The organism is Pseudomonas azadiae, assembly GCF_019145355.1.
Classification (GTDB): domain Bacteria; phylum Pseudomonadota; class Gammaproteobacteria; order Pseudomonadales; family Pseudomonadaceae; genus Aquipseudomonas; species Aquipseudomonas azadiae.
Genome location: NZ_JAHSTY010000001.1, coordinates 3415030 through 3433992, shown reverse-complemented (window position 1 = coordinate 3433992; position 18963 = coordinate 3415030). Strand labels below are relative to the sequence as shown.

Here is an 18963-nt window from a genome sequence, read left to right as displayed (position 1 = left end):
GGCAGTGAACATTAAACATCTACCTTTTCTTGTTCGCAAAAGATCAACAATAACGATTATGCTCACCAGCCAGACCGAGCCATACGCTCAGTCTTGTGTAGTTTTACTACTCGTATATACATTCGAAAGGCTGAAATGGCCGACGATTTGTAGTAAAACTACAGGACGCCGAAGCAACCTTCGGCCATCCAAGAATTTATGTCGTCTGCCCACAAGGCCAGTCGCAAACTTCAGGCAACCGATTCTGGTAGCCTTTCCGCCCTGGAGCAAGCCATGCAAGACCTCGATCCCGTCGAAACCCAGGAATGGCTGGACGCCCTGGAATCGGTTCTCGACAAAGAAGGCGAAGACCGTGCTCACTACCTGATGACCCGTATGGGCGAACTCGCGACCCGCAGCGGCTCGCAACTGCCCTACGCCATCACTACGCCATACCGCAACACCATCCCCGTTACCCACGAAGCACGCATGCCTGGCGACCTGTTCATGGAACGCCGCATTCGCTCGCTGGTACGCTGGAACGCCATGGCGATGGTAATGCGCACGAACTTGAAAGATTCTGACCTGGGCGGTCACATCTCCAGCTTCGCTTCCAGCGCAACCCTGTATGACATCGGTTTCAACTACTTCTTCCAGGCCCCGACCGACGAACACGGCGGCGACCTGATCTACTTCCAGGGCCACACCTCGCCAGGCGTCTACGCCCGTGCGTTCATGGAAGGCCGCATCACCGAAGACCAGATGAACAACTTCCGCCAGGAAGTCGACGGGGGCGGCCTGTCGTCTTACCCGCACCCTTGGCTGATGCCGGACTTCTGGCAGTTCCCGACCGTTTCCATGGGTCTGGGTCCAATTCAAGCGATCTATCAGGCACGCTTCATGAAGTACCTGGAGGCCCGCGGTTTCATCCCGGAAGGCAAGCAGAAAGTCTGGTGTTTCCTGGGCGACGGCGAGTGTGACGAGCCGGAATCCCTGGGCGCCATCTCCCTGGCCGGCCGCGAGAAACTGGACAACCTGATCTTCGTCATCAACTGCAACCTGCAGCGCCTCGACGGCCCGGTTCGCGGCAACGGCAAGATCATCCAGGAACTCGAAGGCGTGTTCCGTGGCGCTCACTGGAACGTGACCAAGGTCATCTGGGGCCGCTTCTGGGACCCACTGCTGGCCAAGGACGTCGACGGTATCCTGCAACGTCGCATGGACGAAGTCATCGACGGCGAATACCAGAACTACAAGGCCAAAGACGGCGCGTTCGTGCGTGAACACTTCTTCAACACGCCTGAACTCAAGGCGATGGTTGCCGACCTGTCCGACGACGAGATCTGGAAGCTCAACCGTGGCGGCCACGACCCGTACAAGGTCTACGCGGCATACCACGAAGCGGTCAACCACAAGGAACAACCGACTGTCATCCTGGCCAAGACCATCAAAGGTTATGGCACCGGTGCCGGCGAAGCGAAAAACACCGCGCACAACACCAAGAAAGTCGATGTCGACAGTTTGAAGTTGTTCCGCGACCGCTTCGACATCCCGGTCAAGGACGAAGAGCTGGAAAACCTGCCGTTCTTCAAGCCTGAGCCGAACAGCGCCGAGGCCCGTTACCTGGCCGAGCGCCGTAATGCACTGGGCGGTTTCGTGCCACAGCGCCGCGCCAAGAGCGTGAGCATTCCGACCCCGCCGCTCGATACCCTCAAGGCTATCCTGGACGGCTCCGGCGACCGTGAAATCTCCACCACCATGGCCTTCGTGCGGATCCTCGCGCAGCTGGTCAAGGACAAGGAAATCGGTTCGCGCATCGTGCCGATCATCCCGGACGAAGCCCGTACCTTCGGTATGGAAGGCATGTTCCGTCAGTTGGGCATCTACTCCTCCGTCGGTCAGCTCTACGACCCGGTCGATAAAGACCAGGTGATGTTCTACAAGGAAGACAAGAAGGGCCAGATCCTCGAAGAAGGCATCAACGAAGCGGGCGCCATGAGCTCCTTCATCGCTGCCGGTACGTCGTACTCCAGCCACAACCAGCCGATGCTGCCGTTCTACATCTTCTACTCGATGTTCGGTTTCCAGCGCATTGGCGACTTGGCATGGGCAGCAGGCGACAGCCGTACCCGTGGCTTCCTGATCGGCGGTACCGCCGGTCGCACCACGCTGAACGGCGAAGGCCTGCAACACGAAGACGGTCACAGCCACATCCTGGCCGCCACCATCCCGAACTGCCGCACCTTTGATCCAACCTACGGCTACGAGCTGGCGGTGATCATCCAGGACGGCATGAAGAAGATGACCGAAGAGCAGCAGGACGTTTTCTACTACATCACCGTGATGAACGAGTCCTACCAGCAGCCAGCCATGCCGGCCGGCGTGGAAGAAGGCATCATCAAGGGCATGTACCTGCTCGAAGAAGACACCAAGGAAGCGGCGCACCACGTACAGCTGATGGGCTCCGGCACCATCCTGCGTGAAGTGCGTGAAGCGGCGAAGATCCTGCGCGACGAGTTCAACGTCGGCGCCGACGTGTGGAGCGTCACCAGCTTCAACGAACTGCGTCGTGACGGCCTGGCCGTTGAGCGCAACAACCGCCTGCACCCAGGCCAGAAGCCACAACTGAGCTACGTCGAAGAGTGCCTGAACGGCCGTAAAGGTCCGGTCATTGCCTCCACCGACTACATGAAGCTGTTTGCTGAACAAATTCGCCAGTGGGTCCCGTCCAAGGAATTCAAAGTCCTGGGCACCGACGGTTTCGGCCGCAGTGACAGCCGCAAGAAGCTGCGTCACTTCTTTGAAGTCGACCGTCACTTCGTGGTGTTGGCAGCCCTGGAAGCCTTGGCTGACCGTGGTGAGATCGAACCCAAGGTGGTGGCCGATGCCATCGTCAAGTTCGGGATCAACCCGGAAAAACGCAACCCACTGGACTGCTGAGGAGACTTTTTGTGAGCGAACTCATTCGCGTACCTGACATCGGCAGCGGTGAAGGTGAAGTAATCGAGCTGTTTGTGAAGGTCGGCGACACCGTCGAAGCCGACCAGAGCATCCTGACCCTGGAATCGGACAAGGCGAGCATGGAAATCCCTGCTCCCAAGGCCGGCGTGGTCAAAAGCCTGAAAGTAAAGCTGGGCGACCGCCTGAAAGAAGGCGACGAACTGCTTGAGCTGGAAATCGAAGGTGCCGCCGATGCGGCACCCAAGGCGGCTCCCGCTGCCACTGAAGCGCCAGCGCCGGCGCCGGCGGCTGAAAAGCCTGCCGCTGCTGCCGAGGCTCCTGCAGCCCCGGCCGCCGCACCGGCCGCCGCCACCGTCCAGGACATTCACGTCCCAGACATCGGCTCGTCGGGCAAGGCCAAGATCATCGAGTTGCTGGTCAAGGTCGGCGACACCGTCGAAGCCGACCAGTCGCTGATTACCCTGGAGTCCGACAAGGCCTCCATGGAAATCCCATCGCCGGCTGCCGGCGTGGTGGAGAGCATCGCGGTCAAGCTGGAAGACGAAGTCGGCACCGGTGACTTCATCCTCAAGCTGAAAGTACAAGGCGCTGCACCAGCCGCCGCTCCAGCACCGGCCGCGGCGCCTGCCGCCAAGGCTGAAGCTGCTCCGGCCGCTGCCGCCCCTGCACCTGCCGCAAAAACCGAGGCCGCTGCGGCCCCTGCCGCTGCCGCCCCTGCGCCAAGCGGTGCCAAGGTTCACGCAGGTCCTGCAGTGCGCCAGCTGGCCCGTGAATTCGGCGTCGAGCTCAACGCTGTGTCGGCCACCGGCCCGCACGGTCGCGTGCTGAAGGAAGACGTGCAGGTCTACGTCAAGGCCATGATGCAGAAGGCCAAGGAAGCACCGGCCGGCGGCGCGGCTACCGGTGGTTCGGGCATTCCGCCGATCCCGGTCGTAGACTTCAGCCGCTTCGGCGAAACCGAAGAAGTGCCGATGACCCGCCTGATGCAAATCGGCGCGTCGAGCCTGCACCGCAGCTGGCTGAACATTCCGCACGTGACCCAGTTCGACCAGGCCGACATTACCGACCTGGAAGCTTTCCGCGTTGCGCAGAAAGCCGTGGCCGAGAAGGCCGGCGTGAAACTGACCGTGCTGCCACTGCTGCTCAAGGCCTGTGCGCACCTGCTCAAGGAACTGCCGGACTTCAACAGTTCGCTGGCGCCGAGCGGCAAGGCGATCATTCGCAAGAAATACGTACACATCGGCTTTGCCGTCGACACCCCGGATGGCCTGCTGGTACCGGTCATCAAGAACGTCGACCAGAAAAGCCTGCTGCAACTGGCTGCCGAAGCGGCTGCACTGGCTGCCAAAGCCCGTGACAAAAAGCTCACCGCAGACGATATGCAAGGTGCGTGCTTCACCATCTCCAGCCTCGGCCACATTGGCGGCACTGGCTTCACGCCAATCGTCAACGCGCCGGAAGTGGCGATACTGGGTGTGTCCAAGGCCACTATCCAGCCGGTGTGGGACGGTAAAGCGTTCCAACCGAAGCTGATGCTGCCGCTGTCGTTGTCCTACGACCACCGTGTGATCAACGGTGCCGCTGCCGCGCGCTTCACCCAGCGCCTGAGCCAGCTGCTGAACGACATCCGCACCATCCTGCTGTAAGCACCAACAGGCCTCCTTTTGACCGGGGAGGCCTGGTTGCACCGATTTCCGAGCGCCACGCTCGTACCTCAACCCGGCCACTTGGCCGGGCTTTTTTTGTCTGTTTTCGTGGACAAAGCTGGACACACAAGACAGGTTTGTACACCTTCCATCATCTCGACTATAGAAATCCCTTCCGCAGCCGATACCCCCCTTATAGCACTTAGCCTTCATCCTCTCTTGTCAGCCCGCGCCGCATGATGCAACCTTGCCGCAGGCAACAGAAAAGAGGGCGTGAGCCCGGCGCAGTGCGCGTAATTTCAAGTGAGTCTCCCCCATGAAAAGCCAACCCGATGTCGCCCGAATGGCGGCCGAGGTAGTGACGCAGTTACCGGTGCCTTCGCGCCTCGGTATGCTGCGTTTCGAGCGGCTTAATGAGGCAAGCTGGGCCCTGCTTTACCTCGACCCCAATTGCGAGCGCCAATTCGGCCTGCCGGCGGTCGAGCTGTGCGCCCTGCTCGGTACGCCCTACGCCAGCCTGATGGAACCCCAGGCGCGCCATCAACTGCACGACACCATCCAGCAGCAACTGACCCTGAGCCCTCACTACCTGGTGCGCTATACCCTGCACACCAGCGACGGCCCGCTGAGCCTGCTGGAAATGGGCGAAGCCTACAAACAACACAATCGCCACCTGTTGCGCGGCTACCTGATGGTGGTCGATGGCCTGTTCAGCGAGATCCCCGCCGCCGCGCCTACCGAAGAGCTGGAAAACCAGAACAGTCGCCTGCAAATCGCCCTGGAACTCAACCAGCGTGCGCAGCAGGAACAACTGCAGCACCTGGAGCGGGTGCGCGCCCAGCAGGAGCTGATCCTGCTGCTGGCCCGCCAGCGCTACACCATCAACAATTCGCTGCAGGAAGCCGCCGAGCTGATCACCCGTAGCGCCTGCGATGTCTACCAGATCGACTGCGCGAGCATCTGGAACCTTGAGGATCAGCGCCTGGTGCCAATCTCGGCCTATCACCGCGACGATCAGCAGCACCACCTGCCCGAGCCGATTGACGCCAGCTGCTTCCCCGATTACCTGGAAGCCTTGCACACCAGCCGAGCCATCGACGCCACCAACGCCTTGCGCGACCCGCGCACGCGCGAAATGGCCGAGAACAAAGACGTCCACGCCATGCTCGACGCGAGCATCCGTGTCGACGGCCAGGTCGTCGGCGTCCTGTGCCTGGAGCAAAGCGGCAGCACACGTGCCTGGCAGGCCGACGAAATTGCCTTTGCCGGCGAGCTGGCCGATCAGTTCGCACAGGTCATCAACAACCACAACCGGCGTACCGCCACCAGCGCCTTGCACCTGTTCCAGCGTGCCGTGGAACAAAGTGCCAACGCCTTTCTGCTGGTCAACTGCGACGGCGTGGTGGAGTACGTCAACCCGAGCTTTACCGCCATCACCCAGTACAGCGCCGAAGAAGTTCACGGTCACCGTCTGGCACAGCTGCCGGCCTTGGAGAACCTCAGCGAGCTGCTGTTCGACGCGCCTTCGGCACTGGCCAAAAGCAACAGCTGGCAAGGTGAGTTCAAGAGTCGGCGCAAAAACCTGGAACCCTACTGGGGCCAGTTGTCGATTTCCAAGGTGTATGGCGACAACCGCGAGCTGACGCACTACATCGGCATCTACGAAGACATCACCCAGGCCAAGCTGGCCCAACAGCGCATTGAGCGACTGGCCTACACCGACAACCTGACCAACCTGGGCAACCGACCGGCGTTCATCCGCAACCTCGATGAGCGCTTTGCCCGTGACAGTGACAGCCCTATCAGCTTGTTACTGGTGGACATCGACAACTTCAAGCGCATCAACGACAGCCTTGGCCACCAGACCGGCGACAAGCTGCTGATCAGCCTGGCCCGCCGCCTGCGTAACAGCCTGAGCACCGGGGGCAGCCTGGCGCGGTTTGCCAGTAACGAATTCGCGGTATTGCTCGATGACACCGACCTGGAAAGCGGCCAACAGGTGGCCAGCCAGTTGCTGGCGACCCTCGACAAACCGATGTTCGTCGACAACCAATTGATCAGCGTCACCGGCTCCGTGGGCCTGGCCTGCGCGCCATTGCATGGCCGCGACCCGCAGACCCTGATGCGTAACGCCGGCCTGGCCTTGCACAAGGCCAAGGCCAACGGCAAACACCAGGTACAGGTGTTCACCGAGGCGCTGAACGCCGAGGCCAGCTACAAGCTGTTCGTCGAGAACAACCTGCGCCGCGCCCTCACCCAGAACGAACTGGACGTGTTCTACCAGCCCAAGCTGTGCCTGCGCAGCGGCCGCCTGCTGGGCATGGAAGCACTGCTGCGCTGGAACCACCCGGAAAAGGGCATGATCCGCCCCGACCAGTTCATCAGCGTGGCTGAAGAAACCGGCCTGATCATCCCCATCGGCAAATGGATCGCGCGCCAGGCCTGCCGCATGAGCAAGCAACTGAGCGCCGGCGGCATGGGCAACTTGCAGGTGGCGATCAACCTGTCACCCAAGCAGTTCTCCGACCCGGACCTGGTGGCCTCGATTGCCACCATCCTCAAGGAAGAACAACTGCCCGCCAATCTGCTGGAGCTGGAGCTGACCGAAGGCTTGCTGCTGGAAGCCACCGAGGACACACGCCTGCAACTGGATCAACTGAAGAGCTTTGGCCTGACCCTGGCGATGGATGACTTCGGCACCGGTTACTCGTCGCTGAGCTATTTGAAAAAATTCCCCATCGACATCATCAAGATCGATCGCAGCTTCATCCACGAAATCCCGGACAACCAGGACGACATGGAAATCACCTCTGCCGTGATTGCCATGGCCCACAACCTCAAGCTCAAGGTCGTGGCCGAAGGCATCGAGACCGCCGAGCAACTGGCCTTCCTGCGCCGGCACCGTTGCGACGTGGGCCAGGGTTATCTGTTCGACCGGCCGATCCCCGGCGCAGAGCTGCTCGAGAAGCTTAAACGCTACCCGCGCGGGCCAATCGCCTGACAGCGCGGCAACACTCGGGCACACTGGCGGTCGGATTCCATACCTAACTCAACTCTGACTGGGAGGACTGATCATGGTCTTGCGCTCGGAAATTCTGGTGAACAAAAACGTGCTGCCTACTCAAGAACAAGCGTTGCCTGGCCGTGAAACCCCGATGGCATTGCCAGAGACTCACTTCGTCAACGGTAACCCGCTGCTCGGCCCTTTTACCGACGATGTCGGCTTCGCCATCTTCGGCCTGGGTTGCTTCTGGGGCGCGGAACGCAAGTTCTGGGAACGCGACGGCGTGGTCAGCACCGTGGTGGGTTATGCCGGCGGCTACACGCCGAACCCGACCTATGAAGAAGTCTGCTCGGGCCTGACCGGCCATAGCGAAGTGGTGCTGGTGGTGTATGACCAGGCCAAGGTGAAATACGAAGATTTGTTGAAGATGTTCTGGGAACTGCACAACCCGACCCAGGGCATGCGCCAGGGCAACGATATTGGCAGCCAGTACCGCTCGGTGATCTACGCGACCACGCCGGAGCAACTGGTAGCCGCCAGGGCCAGTGCCGACGCTTATCAGCAAGAACTGACCAAAGCCGGCCTGGGCGAGATCACCACTGAAATCGACGAAGCGCCGACGGTGTACTTCGCCGAGACATATCACCAGCAGTACCTGGCGAAGAATCCACAGGGCTACTGCGGGATCGGCGGAACAGGCGTGACCTGCCCGATCTGAAGGCCAGCACAATTCAACATGTGGGAGCGGGCTTGTGTGGGAGCTGGGCTTGCCCGCGATGCAGGCACCTCGGTGTATCAGTCACACCTCGGTGATGCTATCGCAGGCAAGCCAGCTCCCACATCTGGTTCTGTGCTTGGCTTGAGAGTTGACTACTCAGCGATCAACCAATCCATCTGCCACCCACCCTGGGTTTGCCCCAGTTTCTTGGACAGCCACGGCAACAGCTCGCGCAATTCCTCTTCCAGGCCCCACGGCGGGTTGGCGATCGCCAGGCCCGAGCCGGTCAGGGTGTTGGGCGTGTCCAGCGGGTGTACCAGCAATTCCACACGCAGCAACTTCGGCGCGCCGGTGCCGGCCAGGTCCTGGTAGAAACGGCGCAACAGGCGCTGATCCTTTACCGGGTACCAGATGGCCGCGACGGTCTGGCGCATCCGGCTGACCGCCTCTTTGAGGGACGCCGCACAGCGTTGCATTTCGTCGAGCTTCTCGAACGGTGGGTCGATCAGCATCAGCGCGCGCTTTTCCGGCACCGGCAGCAAGGCGCGCGGCACATGCCAGCCTTCGCCCAGGTGCACTTTGACGCGACGGTCGCCTTTCATGTTGTCCTTGAGCAGCACGCCGTCTTCCGGATGCTTTTCATTGAGCAGCACACGGTCCTGCGGGCGGGTAAGGCGTCGCGCCAACTCCGGCGAGCCGGGGTAGTAGCGCAACTCACCCTCCGGGTTCATCTCATGCAGCACACGCATGTAATCGGCGGTCAGCGGCGGTAGGTCGCTTTGCCCCCATAGCCGCGCGATGCCTTCCAGGTATTCACCGGTGCGGTTGGCCTGGTCGCCCTGCAGATCATACAGGCCGATGCCGGCGTGGGTGTCCAGGTAGGCGAACGGCTGCTCCTTGCGCGACATCAAGGCGATGAGACGGGTCAAGGTCAGGTGTTTGAAGACATCGGCGTGGTTGCCGGCGTGAAAGGCGTGACGATAATTCATGGTTGCTCCTGCGCAGGAGGCGAAGTTTACCTTCTACACGAGCAAAGGTGCATGGCGGCGTGCCGGGCGGTGTTTATGTGGATCCACCCAGCTCTGAAGCCAGGTAGTCGGCCAACGCCTGATGGCCGATCTCGCGGCTACGCACGAAGTAGGCGATCTTGTGCCGCAAGGTCGCCGACGTGAACGCCGTATACAGATCGGGGCGCTGCTCTTCGAGCCATTGCAGCAGGTTACCGACAAGGGTCTGTGGCGATTGCTCGGCCAGGTGCTCGAGTAACGCTGCAGGCACGCGCCACCATGGGCTTGCCTTGGCGGCGGTGAACGGGCCAGTCGCAACGGTCAACGTCTGGCCGTTGATCACATAACGCTGGAACACCGGCAACACCTCGCCCATGTCATCCCCCAACCGCCGGAGGATCGGCAGCATCTGGGCGCCGTCCCAGAAACGCAAAAACACTTCCTGGCCATCGGGCAAAATCACCTTGGTCAGGCTTTGCAGGTGTGCGACCACCACCTCCAACGGGCTGGTAGACATGCCCAGCCAACCCCAGTCCGTTGCTTCAGTGGAGGCGGCCCATTCCAGGAAAGGGCTGCCCGGCTCGACGATGCCCACATAGGGCATCACCTCATCCCATGTCGCATAAGACGTGCCGGCCCAGACAGGCTGCGGCGCGGCTGCGGCGGCAAGTGCCCGCCAAGCCTGCAAGGGCTTGGCGTCGCTGGCGGCGCCCAGTACCGCGAAGATCTGTTCACCAGGCATAGGTTGATGCATCGGCATAAGGCTCCTTCAAGGTTGGATCGCATGGCTGTGCCGGGGAAGATCGCACTGGCCGCTCCTGCAGCGCTCACACTCTTCGCAAAACGGTGCGCTGCGCTTCAGGCTGGCGACTTGCACGCGGCTCAGCGGTGCAGCAAGCACGGCCAGTAACGTCGTCTTCGCTCCAGGAAGCAACGGCGCGGACGCGGCAACGGGCGAGCTACCGAGCTGGATGGGCACACTGCTGAAAATACCGCCCGCAGACACTGTGATCGACTGCCCGCCGGCCTGAATCGTGACCGTCGCCCCCGCATCGATGACGACGCTTTGCCCTGCCCCAATCCGGATAGCTTGCCCGGCGCGCACGTGCTGCGAGCCGCCGACCGCAAGGTGATCGTCCTGCTTGAGATCAATCAGGCGATTGCCATGGGTGATGCGCTGTTCTTCGCCTTGCAGTTCGTGGTGCGATTCACCGCCCACTGTCACGCGGTGGTCATGCAGCACATGCTGCGTCCAATCCCGCTGGGCACGCAGGTAGATTTCCTCGGCGCCCTTGCGATCTTCGATGCGCAGTTCGTTGTAACCGCCACCACCGGGGCTGCTCTGGCTGCGCAAGATGCTGCGGGTCTTGTCCGCCGGAAGATCAAGGGGCACCTGTGTGGCGGCGTTGGCCAGGCAGCCCATTACCAGCGGCATGTCCATGTCGCCATTGACGAACCCCACCAGCACTTCCATGCCAACCCGTGGGATCAATACCGCACCATAGCGATCATGCGCCCAGGCACTGGCAACCCGCAGCCAACAGCTGGAATGTTCGTCATGTTGCCCAGTGCGATCCCACGCCAACTGCACTTTGACCCGGCCATATTCATCACAATGGATTTCGCTGTCGGCGGGGCCGGTGACCACTGCGTTCTGATAGCCGGCAATGGTCGGCCGAGGTTGCTCGGCCAAGGCAGGACGAAAGATCACATCCCAGGGCGTAGCGGTAAATTCGTTGCGATACCCCTGGCGAAAATCCCCGCCCGCCACGTCGGTGACAAGCTCTTCCAGCACCTGGGGCTGCTTGCCCTCATGGGTCACCTGCGTCACCAGCCACAGATCGTTCCAGTTTTCGCGTGGGTGACCGGCCAGTTTGAGGAATCGGCCGCTGGCCAAAGCAGGCTCATCCCCGTTGCCATGCGCGACGCGATAGTCACTGCGGCGACGCTCCAGGCCACGCTGCGCAAGGTATTTGCCATGGGCGCGATCGCTGAAGCGGCCGGGGTAATCCTGCACGTCGAGCTTGGGAAGCTGCTCGCCGGAGACCGCACTTTCCAGCGACAGGCGCGGTTTGCAAAAATCGTAATCGCGCAGGTTCAGCGCCGTGGTGCGGGCTTGCACCTGCACCGCAAACCGCTTGATCGCCGGGGTTTGCGCCACCATCCCGGAGCCTGGGGTATAGGGAGTCGGCTGATCCGCCTGGGCAAAGACCGTCTGGTCATCGCCGAATACCAGCCCATGCCCTTGGGCCGAATGCTGAAAGTGATAATGAATGCCCAGTTCTGCGCAAAGTCGCTGGATGAACGCCAGGTCCGTCTCGCCAAACTGCACGCAGTATTCACGCTCGGGGTAAGTGCCGCTCAGCCGGAACTCGAAGCGATCACTGTGAATGCCCTGCCCTTCCAGCACCTGCGCGATAATCTGCGGCACCGTCTGGTGTTGAAAGATTCGCTGGTGGCTGCTGTGCGCCAGATACGCCAGCTGCGGCACCAGGCTGATCTGATAGCGCGTCAGCCGCCGCCCGGAATCGCCCTGCGCTACCCGATAGACCAGACCATGGACGCCATGGCCGCGATCATCAAACCCAAGGTAGACCGGGCGATGCAGCAGGCTTTCCAGATCCAGGTCGGGCCGCTCGGCGACCAGCTCCAGATCAAAACGGTAGGGCTGACTGATGGATTCAATACCCGTGAACTCGAACACCTTGAGTTCACTGGGCTCCCCGTCAAGGGTCAGGGTAAAGGCACTTTGATTGGCAGGAGCGAACATCCGGTGTTTCTCTGCGAGGGTGGGTGGCAGATTCTGCATCAGCGTTGCGCCCTGCCGAGCACGCCTGCGGAAAAACAGTAAAGCCCTACAGGCACACGTCCGACTTTTCTTCAGACCGGCGCAAAGCACACACGCAAAAAAGGCCCGAAATCCGTAGGACGCGAGCCTTTTTTCAATTCGTGGGGCGCTTAACGCCCGCCGAATTACTTATTAAGGTTGTAGTCTTTTTCTGCCGCATCAAAGCGCTCGACCATACCCGCCGTCGGTGCGCCCATCTTGCTCACGAAGTAGATCGCCAGGCTGGCGAAGATGAAGCCTGGGATGATCTCGTACAAGCCCAACAGCTCGAAGTGTTTCCACACGATCACCGTGATCGCGCCGACCAGGATGCCGGCCAGCGCGCCGTTGCGGGTCATGTGTTTCCAGATCACCGAGATCAGCACCACAGGGCCGAACGCGGCGCCGAAACCGGCCCAGGCGTAGCTCACCAGGCCCAGTACGCGGTTTTCCGGGTTGGCGGCCATGGCGATGGCGATCAGGGCGACCAGTAGCACCATCAGGCGACCGACCCACACCAGCTCGAGCTGGGAGGCGTTTTTGCGCAGGAAGGTCTTGTAGAAGTCTTCGGTCAGCGCGCTGGAGCACACCAGCAGTTGGCAACTCAGGGTGCTCATGACGGCGGCAAGAATGGCCGACAGCAAGATGCCGGCAATCCATGGGTTGAACAGGATTTTTGCCAGTTCGATAAACACGCGCTCAGGGTTTTCGGTCACTGCACCGGCCACTTCAGGATGCGCCGAGAAGTAGGCGATACCAAAGAAGCCCACCGCCACGGTGCCGCCCAGGCACAGGATCATCCAGGTCATGGAGATGCGACGCGCCTTGGCGATCGACTTCACCGAATCGGCGGCCATGAAACGCGCGAGGATGTGCGGCTGGCCGAAGTAACCCAGGCCCCAGCCCATCAGTGAGATGATGCCGATGAAGGTGGTGTTCTTAAGCATGTCGAAGTTGGTCGGGTCCTTGGCTTCAATGGCCAGGAAGGTGGTGTCGACGCCACCGGTGGCCAGCAGCACGATGATCGGCGTGAGGATAAGCGCGAAGATCATCAGCGTGGCTTGTACGGTGTCTGTCCAGCTCACCGCCAGGAAACCACCCACGAAGGTGTAGGCAATGGTCGCTGCGGCACCGGCCCACAATGCCGTCTCGTAGGACATGCCGAAGGTGCTTTCGAACAGGCGGGCGCCGGCAACGATGCCGGAAGCGCAGTAGATGGTGAAGAACACCAGGATCACGACAGCGGAGATGATCCGCAGCAGGCCGCTTTTATCTTCGAAACGGCTGGAGAAGTAATCCGGCAGCGTCAGTGCGTCACCGTTGTGCTCGGTCTGTACCCGCAGGCGACCGGCGACGAACAGCCAGTTGAGGTAGGCACCGACGATCAGGCCGATGGCAATCCAGCTTTCCGACAAACCGGACATGTAGATCGCGCCGGGCAGGCCCATCAGCAACCAGCCACTCATATCGGAAGCGCCCGCCGACAAGGCTGTCACCACGCTACCGAGGCTGCGACCGCCCAGGATGTAATCGGAAAGGTTGTTGGTGGAGCGATAGGCCATGAAGCCGATCAGCACCATTGCTGCGATGTAGATCACGAACGTGATCAGGGTTGGATTACTAACGCTCATAAGAGTGACGCCCTGGCTTTGTTTTTATGTAGCGGCGGTGTGTCAGACGGCCACCTACTGCAAGTAGGAAGACGTAGCTGCATGCCGCGCATTTATGACTGACGTTTCCCCAGGAAAGCCGCCAGCCGATGAACCGGCTCGTCGAGCGGTTGCACCTTGGGCGCGAATGCTATTCAACAAAGCAAATAAGGTGCAACCAGTTTCGTGAGAATAAGTTGCACCTTGTTGTAAAACACGGAAAACGCCCCGTTTTTGCTCCTTTTCGGAGCAAGAACAGCTAAGGTCAGAAGCAAATGCACCAAGCGGAAGCGGAATCGACCTACGATGTATTTTTTTCCCGATCACGGTCGAAAAATTCCTGAAGAAAATGGGTTGCACCCGGTTGCACCTCTGCATGCGCAAAGCTAATCTTGGCGCCAGCTGATGCCACTCGGTAGTGGCACCCATGAGGATAACAAAATGGCTACGACCACCCTTGGGGTCAAACTTGACGACCCGACCCGCGAGCGCCTCAAGGCCGCCGCGACCTCCATTGATCGCACGCCGCACTGGCTGATCAAACAAGCGATCTTCAATTACCTGGAGAAACTGGAGGGTGGTGCAACCCTGACCGAACTCAATGGCCTGAGCAGCAATAGCGCTGACGACGCTGGCGAAGTCCAGACCGACCACGCCCACCAGTGCTTCCTCGAATTTGCCGAAAGTATCCTGCCGCAGTCCGTCTTGCGCGCCTCGATCACCGCCGCTTACCGCCGCCCCGAACCGGAAGTGGTGCCGATGCTGATCGAGCAGGCGCGCCTGCCGGCAGCGATGGCCGAAGCCACCAACAAGCTGGCGGCTTCGATAGCCGAAAAACTGCGTAACCAGAAGAGTGCCGGCGGCCGTGCCGGTATCGTTCAGGGCCTGCTGCAGGAATTTTCCTTGTCGTCCCAGGAAGGCGTGGCGCTGATGTGCCTGGCCGAAGCGCTGTTGCGCATCCCGGACAAAGGCACCCGCGACGCGCTGATCCGCGACAAGATCAGCACCGGCAACTGGCACCCGCACCTGGGCAACAGCCCGTCGCTGTTCGTCAACGCCGCCACCTGGGGCCTGCTGCTGACCGGCAAACTGGTCGCCACGCACAACGAAGCAGGCTTGACCTCGTCCCTGAGCCGCATCATCGGCAAAAGCGGCGAGCCGATGATCCGCAAGGGCGTCGACATGGCCATGCGCCTGATGGGCGAGCAGTTCGTCACCGGCGAAACCATCGCCGAAGCCCTGGCCAATGCGAGCAAGTTCGAAGCCAAGGGTTTCCGCTATTCCTACGACATGCTCGGGGAAGCGGCGCTGACTGAACACGATGCGCAGAAGTACCTGGCTTCGTACGAACAGGCCATTCACTCGATCGGCAAAGCCTCCCACGGCCGTGGGATCTATGAAGGCCCGGGTATCTCCATCAAGCTGTCGGCATTGCACCCGCGTTACAGCCGTGCGCAGTACGAGCGGGTAATGGATGAGTTGTATCCGCGCCTGTTGTCGCTGACCCTGCTGGCCAAGCACTACGACATTGGCCTGAACATCGACGCCGAAGAAGCCGACCGCCTGGAGCTGTCGCTGGACCTGCTCGAACGCCTGTGCTTCGAGCCGCAACTGACCGGCTGGAACGGTATCGGTTTCGTGATCCAGGCCTACCAGAAGCGTTGCCCGTATGTGATCGACTACGTGATCGACCTGGCACGCCGCAGCCGCCATCGCCTGATGATCCGCCTGGTGAAAGGCGCGTACTGGGACAGCGAAATCAAGCGCGCCCAAGTCGAAGGCCTGGAAGGCTACCCGGTGTATACCCGCAAGGTGTACACCGACGTTTCCTACATCGCTTGTGCACGCAAACTGCTGTCGGTGCCGGAAGCCATCTATCCGCAGTTCGCCACGCACAACGCCCACACGCTGTCAGCCATCTACCATATCGCCGGTCAAAACTATTACCCCGGCCAGTACGAATTCCAGTGCCTGCACGGCATGGGCGAACCGCTGTACGAGCAGGTTGTCGGCAAGGTTTCCGAGGGCAAGCTGAACCGTCCGTGCCGTGTGTACGCGCCGGTCGGCACCCACGAAACATTGCTGGCTTACCTGGTGCGTCGCCTGCTGGAAAACGGCGCGAACACCTCGTTCGTCAACCGCATCGCCGACCACACCATCTCGATTCAGGAGTTGGTGGCCGACCCAGTGGCCAACATCGAACAAATGGCCACGCAGGAAGGCGGCTTCGGCCTGCCGCACCCGCGTATTCCATTGCCGCGTGACCTATATGGCAGCGACCGCGCCAACTCGGCCGGTATCGACCTGGCCAACGAACACCGCCTGGCGTCGCTGTCCTGCGCCCTGCTGGCGACCGCGCACACCGACTGGAAGGCTGCACCGATGCTCGGTTGCGCCTCCAGCAATGAAACGGCGGCACCGGTACTGAACCCGTCCGATTTGCGTGATGTGGTCGGCCATGTGCAGGAAGCCACGGTCGAAGACGTCGACAACGCCATTCAATGCGCCATCAACGCTGGCCCGATCTGGCAGGCCACCCCGCCGGCCGAGCGCGCCGCGATCCTGGAGCGCGCCGCGGACCTGATGGAAGGCGAGATTCAGCCGCTGATGGGCCTGCTGGCTCGCGAGGCCGGCAAGACCTTCGCCAACGCCATCGCCGAAGTGCGCGAGGCTGTGGACTTCCTGCGCTACTACGCGGTTCAGGCTCGCAACGATTTCACCAATGACGCCCACCGCCCGCTGGGCCCGGTGGTGTGCATCAGCCCGTGGAACTTCCCGCTGGCGATTTTCAGCGGCCAAGTTGCCGCCGCGCTGGCCGCCGGTAACCCGGTACTGGCCAAGCCTGCCGAGCAGACCCCGCTGGTCGCCGCGCAAGCCGTGCGCATCCTGCTCGAAGCCGGCATTCCGGAAGGCGTGCTGCAATTGCTGCCGGGCCAGGGCGAAAGCGTCGGCGCGCGCCTGGTGGGTGATGAACGCGTCAAGGGCGTGATGTTCACCGGTTCCACCGAAGTGGCGCGCCTGCTGCAGCGCAATGTCGCCGGCCGCCTGGATGCTCAGGGCCGTCCGATCCCGCTGATCGCCGAAACCGGCGGCCAGAACGCGATGATCGTCGACTCCTCGGCGCTGACCGAACAAGTGGTCATCGACGTGGTGTCCTCGGCCTTCGACAGCGCCGGCCAGCGTTGCTCGGCGTTGCGCGTACTGTGCCTGCAGGAAGATTCCGCTGACCGCGTGATCGAAATGCTCAAGGGCGCCATGGCGGAATGCCGCCTGGGCAACCCCGAGCGCCTGTCGGTGGACATCGGCCCGGTAATCGACGCCGAAGCCAAAGCGGGCATCGAGAAGCACATTCAGGCCATGCGCGACAAAGGCCGCGCTGTTTATCAAGTGGCTATCGCTGATGGCGAAGAGATCAAGCGCGGCACCTTCGTGATGCCAACCCTGATCGAACTGGAAAGCTTCGACGAACTGCAACGCGAGATCTTTGGCCCGGTGCTGCACGTGGTGCGTTACAAGCGCAAGGAGATCGACCAGTTGATCGGCCAGATCAACGCGTCCGGCTACGGCCTGACCCTGGGCGTGCATACCCGCATCGACGAGACCATCGCCAAGGTGATCGACAATGTCAACGCCGGTAACGTCTATGTGAACCGCAACATTGTCGGTGCCGTGGTCGGCGTACAACCGTTCGGCGGCGAAGGCCTGTCGGGTACTGGCCCGAAAGCCGGTGGCCCGCTGTACTTGTACCGCCTGCTGTCGACTCGTCCTACCGATGCGATCGAGCAATCCTTCGTACGCGGCGACGCATTGGCCGCACCGGATGTGCGCCTGCGCGACGCCATGAGCCAACCGCTGACCGCCCTCAAAGCCTGGGCCGACAGCAATCAGTTCAGCGAACTGAGCGCCCTGTGCAGCCAGTTCGCCGCACAGTCCCAAAGCGGTATCACCCGCCAACTGGCCGGCCCGACCGGCGAGCGCAACAGCTACGCCATCCTGCCCCGCGAGCACGTGCTGTGCCTGGCGGAAGTGGAAGGTGATCTGCTGTCGCAACTGGCGGCGGTACTGGCGGTGGGCGGTTCGGCGGTATGGCCGGAAACCGAGCCGACCAAGGCCTTGTTCACACGCCTGCCGAAGGACATTCAGGCGAAGATCAAGCGCGTGGCCGACTGGACCAAGGACGAGGTGGTGTTCGACGCAGTCCTGCATCACGGTGATTCCGACCAACTGCGTGCGGTGTGCCAGCAAGTGGCCCAGCGTGGCGGCGCGATTGTCGGAGTGCATGGTTTGTCGCAGGGCGAGACGGCGATTGCGCTGGAGCGCCTGGTGATCGAGCGTGCGTTGAGCGTTAACACCGCTGCGGCGGGTGGCAACGCCAGCCTGATGACCATCGGTTAACTGACAAAACGCGGTAAACCCTGTGGGAGCTGGCTTGCCTGCGATAGCGGTGGGTCAGCGACAGAGATGTCGACTGACACGGCCTCATCGCAGCATGGGTATCTACACAACTTTCAGTTGACCAATCTCCCTGTGGGAGCTGTCGAGCTTTAGCGAGGCTGCGAAAGCGGTGGGTCAGGCGAAAAAAATGCCAGCAGTGCCGCCGCCTTCGCAGCCTCGCTGGGGCTCGACAGCTCCCACATTTTTGAACCGAGTTCAACATGAATACCGGTCGGCTCTAAGGCCGCCGCGCTTTGTTTTTGATCTTGATCTGGGGCGCCCCGTCAACCACGCTGGCCGTAATTCGATATTGATTTGGGGGGGTAAACCGGCAGGACGCCGGTTTAGCCGCCCCGCGCCATGGATGGCGCGTGGCGGCGCCCCCCCCCAAATCAATGTCGGATTACGGGCATGCCGAGCCTAGGCGAGGCACCGAGTGGTGGGGCGAAGCGTTTTGGGTTACTTTTTGCGCTCTTCAAAAAGTGACCCGCCGTAAGGGCGGAACCCTAAGCCGCCGTTACCGCAGCAACGGATATGTACTCGGTCAAACCCAAAAAAACGGTCGGCCCGAAGGCCGCCAAGCAAGCTCCTCGCCACACACCGTTGAAAGTTGTGTAGATACCCATGCCTATCGCAGGCAAGCCAGCTCCCACATGGACCGTGTTCGTTCTGCCTCTCCATCACCCAAATCAATCTTGCTATCCACTCCCCATTTGCGCACTTAGACTCGGCCCTATT

General features: G+C 61.3%; 9 protein-coding genes. 5 read left to right on the top strand and 4 right to left on the bottom strand.

The window, feature by feature from the left end; translation table 11 throughout:
* The first annotated feature begins 273 nt into the window (after positions 1–273).
* The 4 genes from aceE to msrA all read left to right on the top strand — a co-directional run bounded on the left by aceE (position 274) and on the right by msrA (position 8308).
* On the top strand, positions 274–2919 hold the full coding sequence (gene aceE, locus KVG91_RS15570; protein WP_169376324.1) for a pyruvate dehydrogenase (acetyl-transferring), homodimeric type: 2646 nt from the start codon (positions 274–276) through the stop codon (positions 2917–2919).
* 11 nt (positions 2920–2930) lie between these two features.
* A complete protein-coding gene (gene aceF / locus KVG91_RS15565) occupies positions 2931–4586 on the top strand; it encodes a dihydrolipoyllysine-residue acetyltransferase (RefSeq protein ID WP_169376325.1) in 1656 nt (551 codons plus the stop codon).
* Between the two features lie 316 nt (positions 4587–4902).
* Positions 4903–7587 carry a putative bifunctional diguanylate cyclase/phosphodiesterase gene (locus KVG91_RS15560; protein ID WP_169376326.1) on the top strand — a complete coding sequence of 895 codons (2685 nt, stop codon included), beginning with the start codon at positions 4903–4905 and terminating at the stop codon, positions 7585–7587.
* Between the two features lie 73 nt (positions 7588–7660).
* The gene (gene msrA, locus KVG91_RS15555; RefSeq protein ID WP_169376327.1) at positions 7661–8308 is read left to right on the top strand and encodes a peptide-methionine (S)-S-oxide reductase MsrA; all 648 of its coding nucleotides are present in this window, start codon (positions 7661–7663) and stop codon (positions 8306–8308) included.
* Positions 8309–8460: 152 nt separating this feature from the next.
* Here the strand turns inward: msrA and KVG91_RS15550 are convergent, their stop codons facing one another.
* The 4 genes from KVG91_RS15550 to putP all read right to left on the bottom strand — a co-directional run bounded on the left by KVG91_RS15550 (position 8461) and on the right by putP (position 13773).
* The gene (locus KVG91_RS15550; protein ID WP_169376328.1) at positions 8461–9297 is read right to left on the bottom strand and encodes a 23S rRNA (adenine(2030)-N(6))-methyltransferase RlmJ; all 837 of its coding nucleotides are present in this window, start codon (positions 9295–9297) and stop codon (positions 8461–8463) included.
* A 73-nt stretch (positions 9298–9370) separates the two neighbouring features.
* Positions 9371–10069 carry a DUF4123 domain-containing protein gene (locus tag KVG91_RS15545; RefSeq protein ID WP_169376329.1) on the bottom strand — a complete coding sequence of 233 codons (699 nt, stop codon included), beginning with the start codon at positions 10067–10069 and terminating at the stop codon, positions 9371–9373.
* A gap of 15 nt (positions 10070–10084) precedes the next feature.
* On the bottom strand, positions 10085–12085 hold the full coding sequence (locus KVG91_RS15540) for a type VI secretion system Vgr family protein (RefSeq protein ID WP_169376330.1): 2001 nt from the start codon (positions 12083–12085) through the stop codon (positions 10085–10087).
* Positions 12086–12288: 203 nt separating this feature from the next.
* A complete protein-coding gene (gene putP / locus KVG91_RS15535) occupies positions 12289–13773 on the bottom strand; it encodes a sodium/proline symporter PutP (protein ID WP_169376331.1) in 1485 nt (494 codons plus the stop codon).
* 459 nt (positions 13774–14232) lie between these two features.
* On the opposite strand from putP, the gene putA reads away from it, so the two are divergent.
* Positions 14233–18186, top strand: a complete 3954-nt coding sequence (gene putA / locus KVG91_RS15530; protein ID WP_169376332.1) for a trifunctional transcriptional regulator/proline dehydrogenase/L-glutamate gamma-semialdehyde dehydrogenase — start codon at positions 14233–14235, stop codon at positions 18184–18186.
* Positions 18187–18963 lie beyond the last annotated feature (777 nt).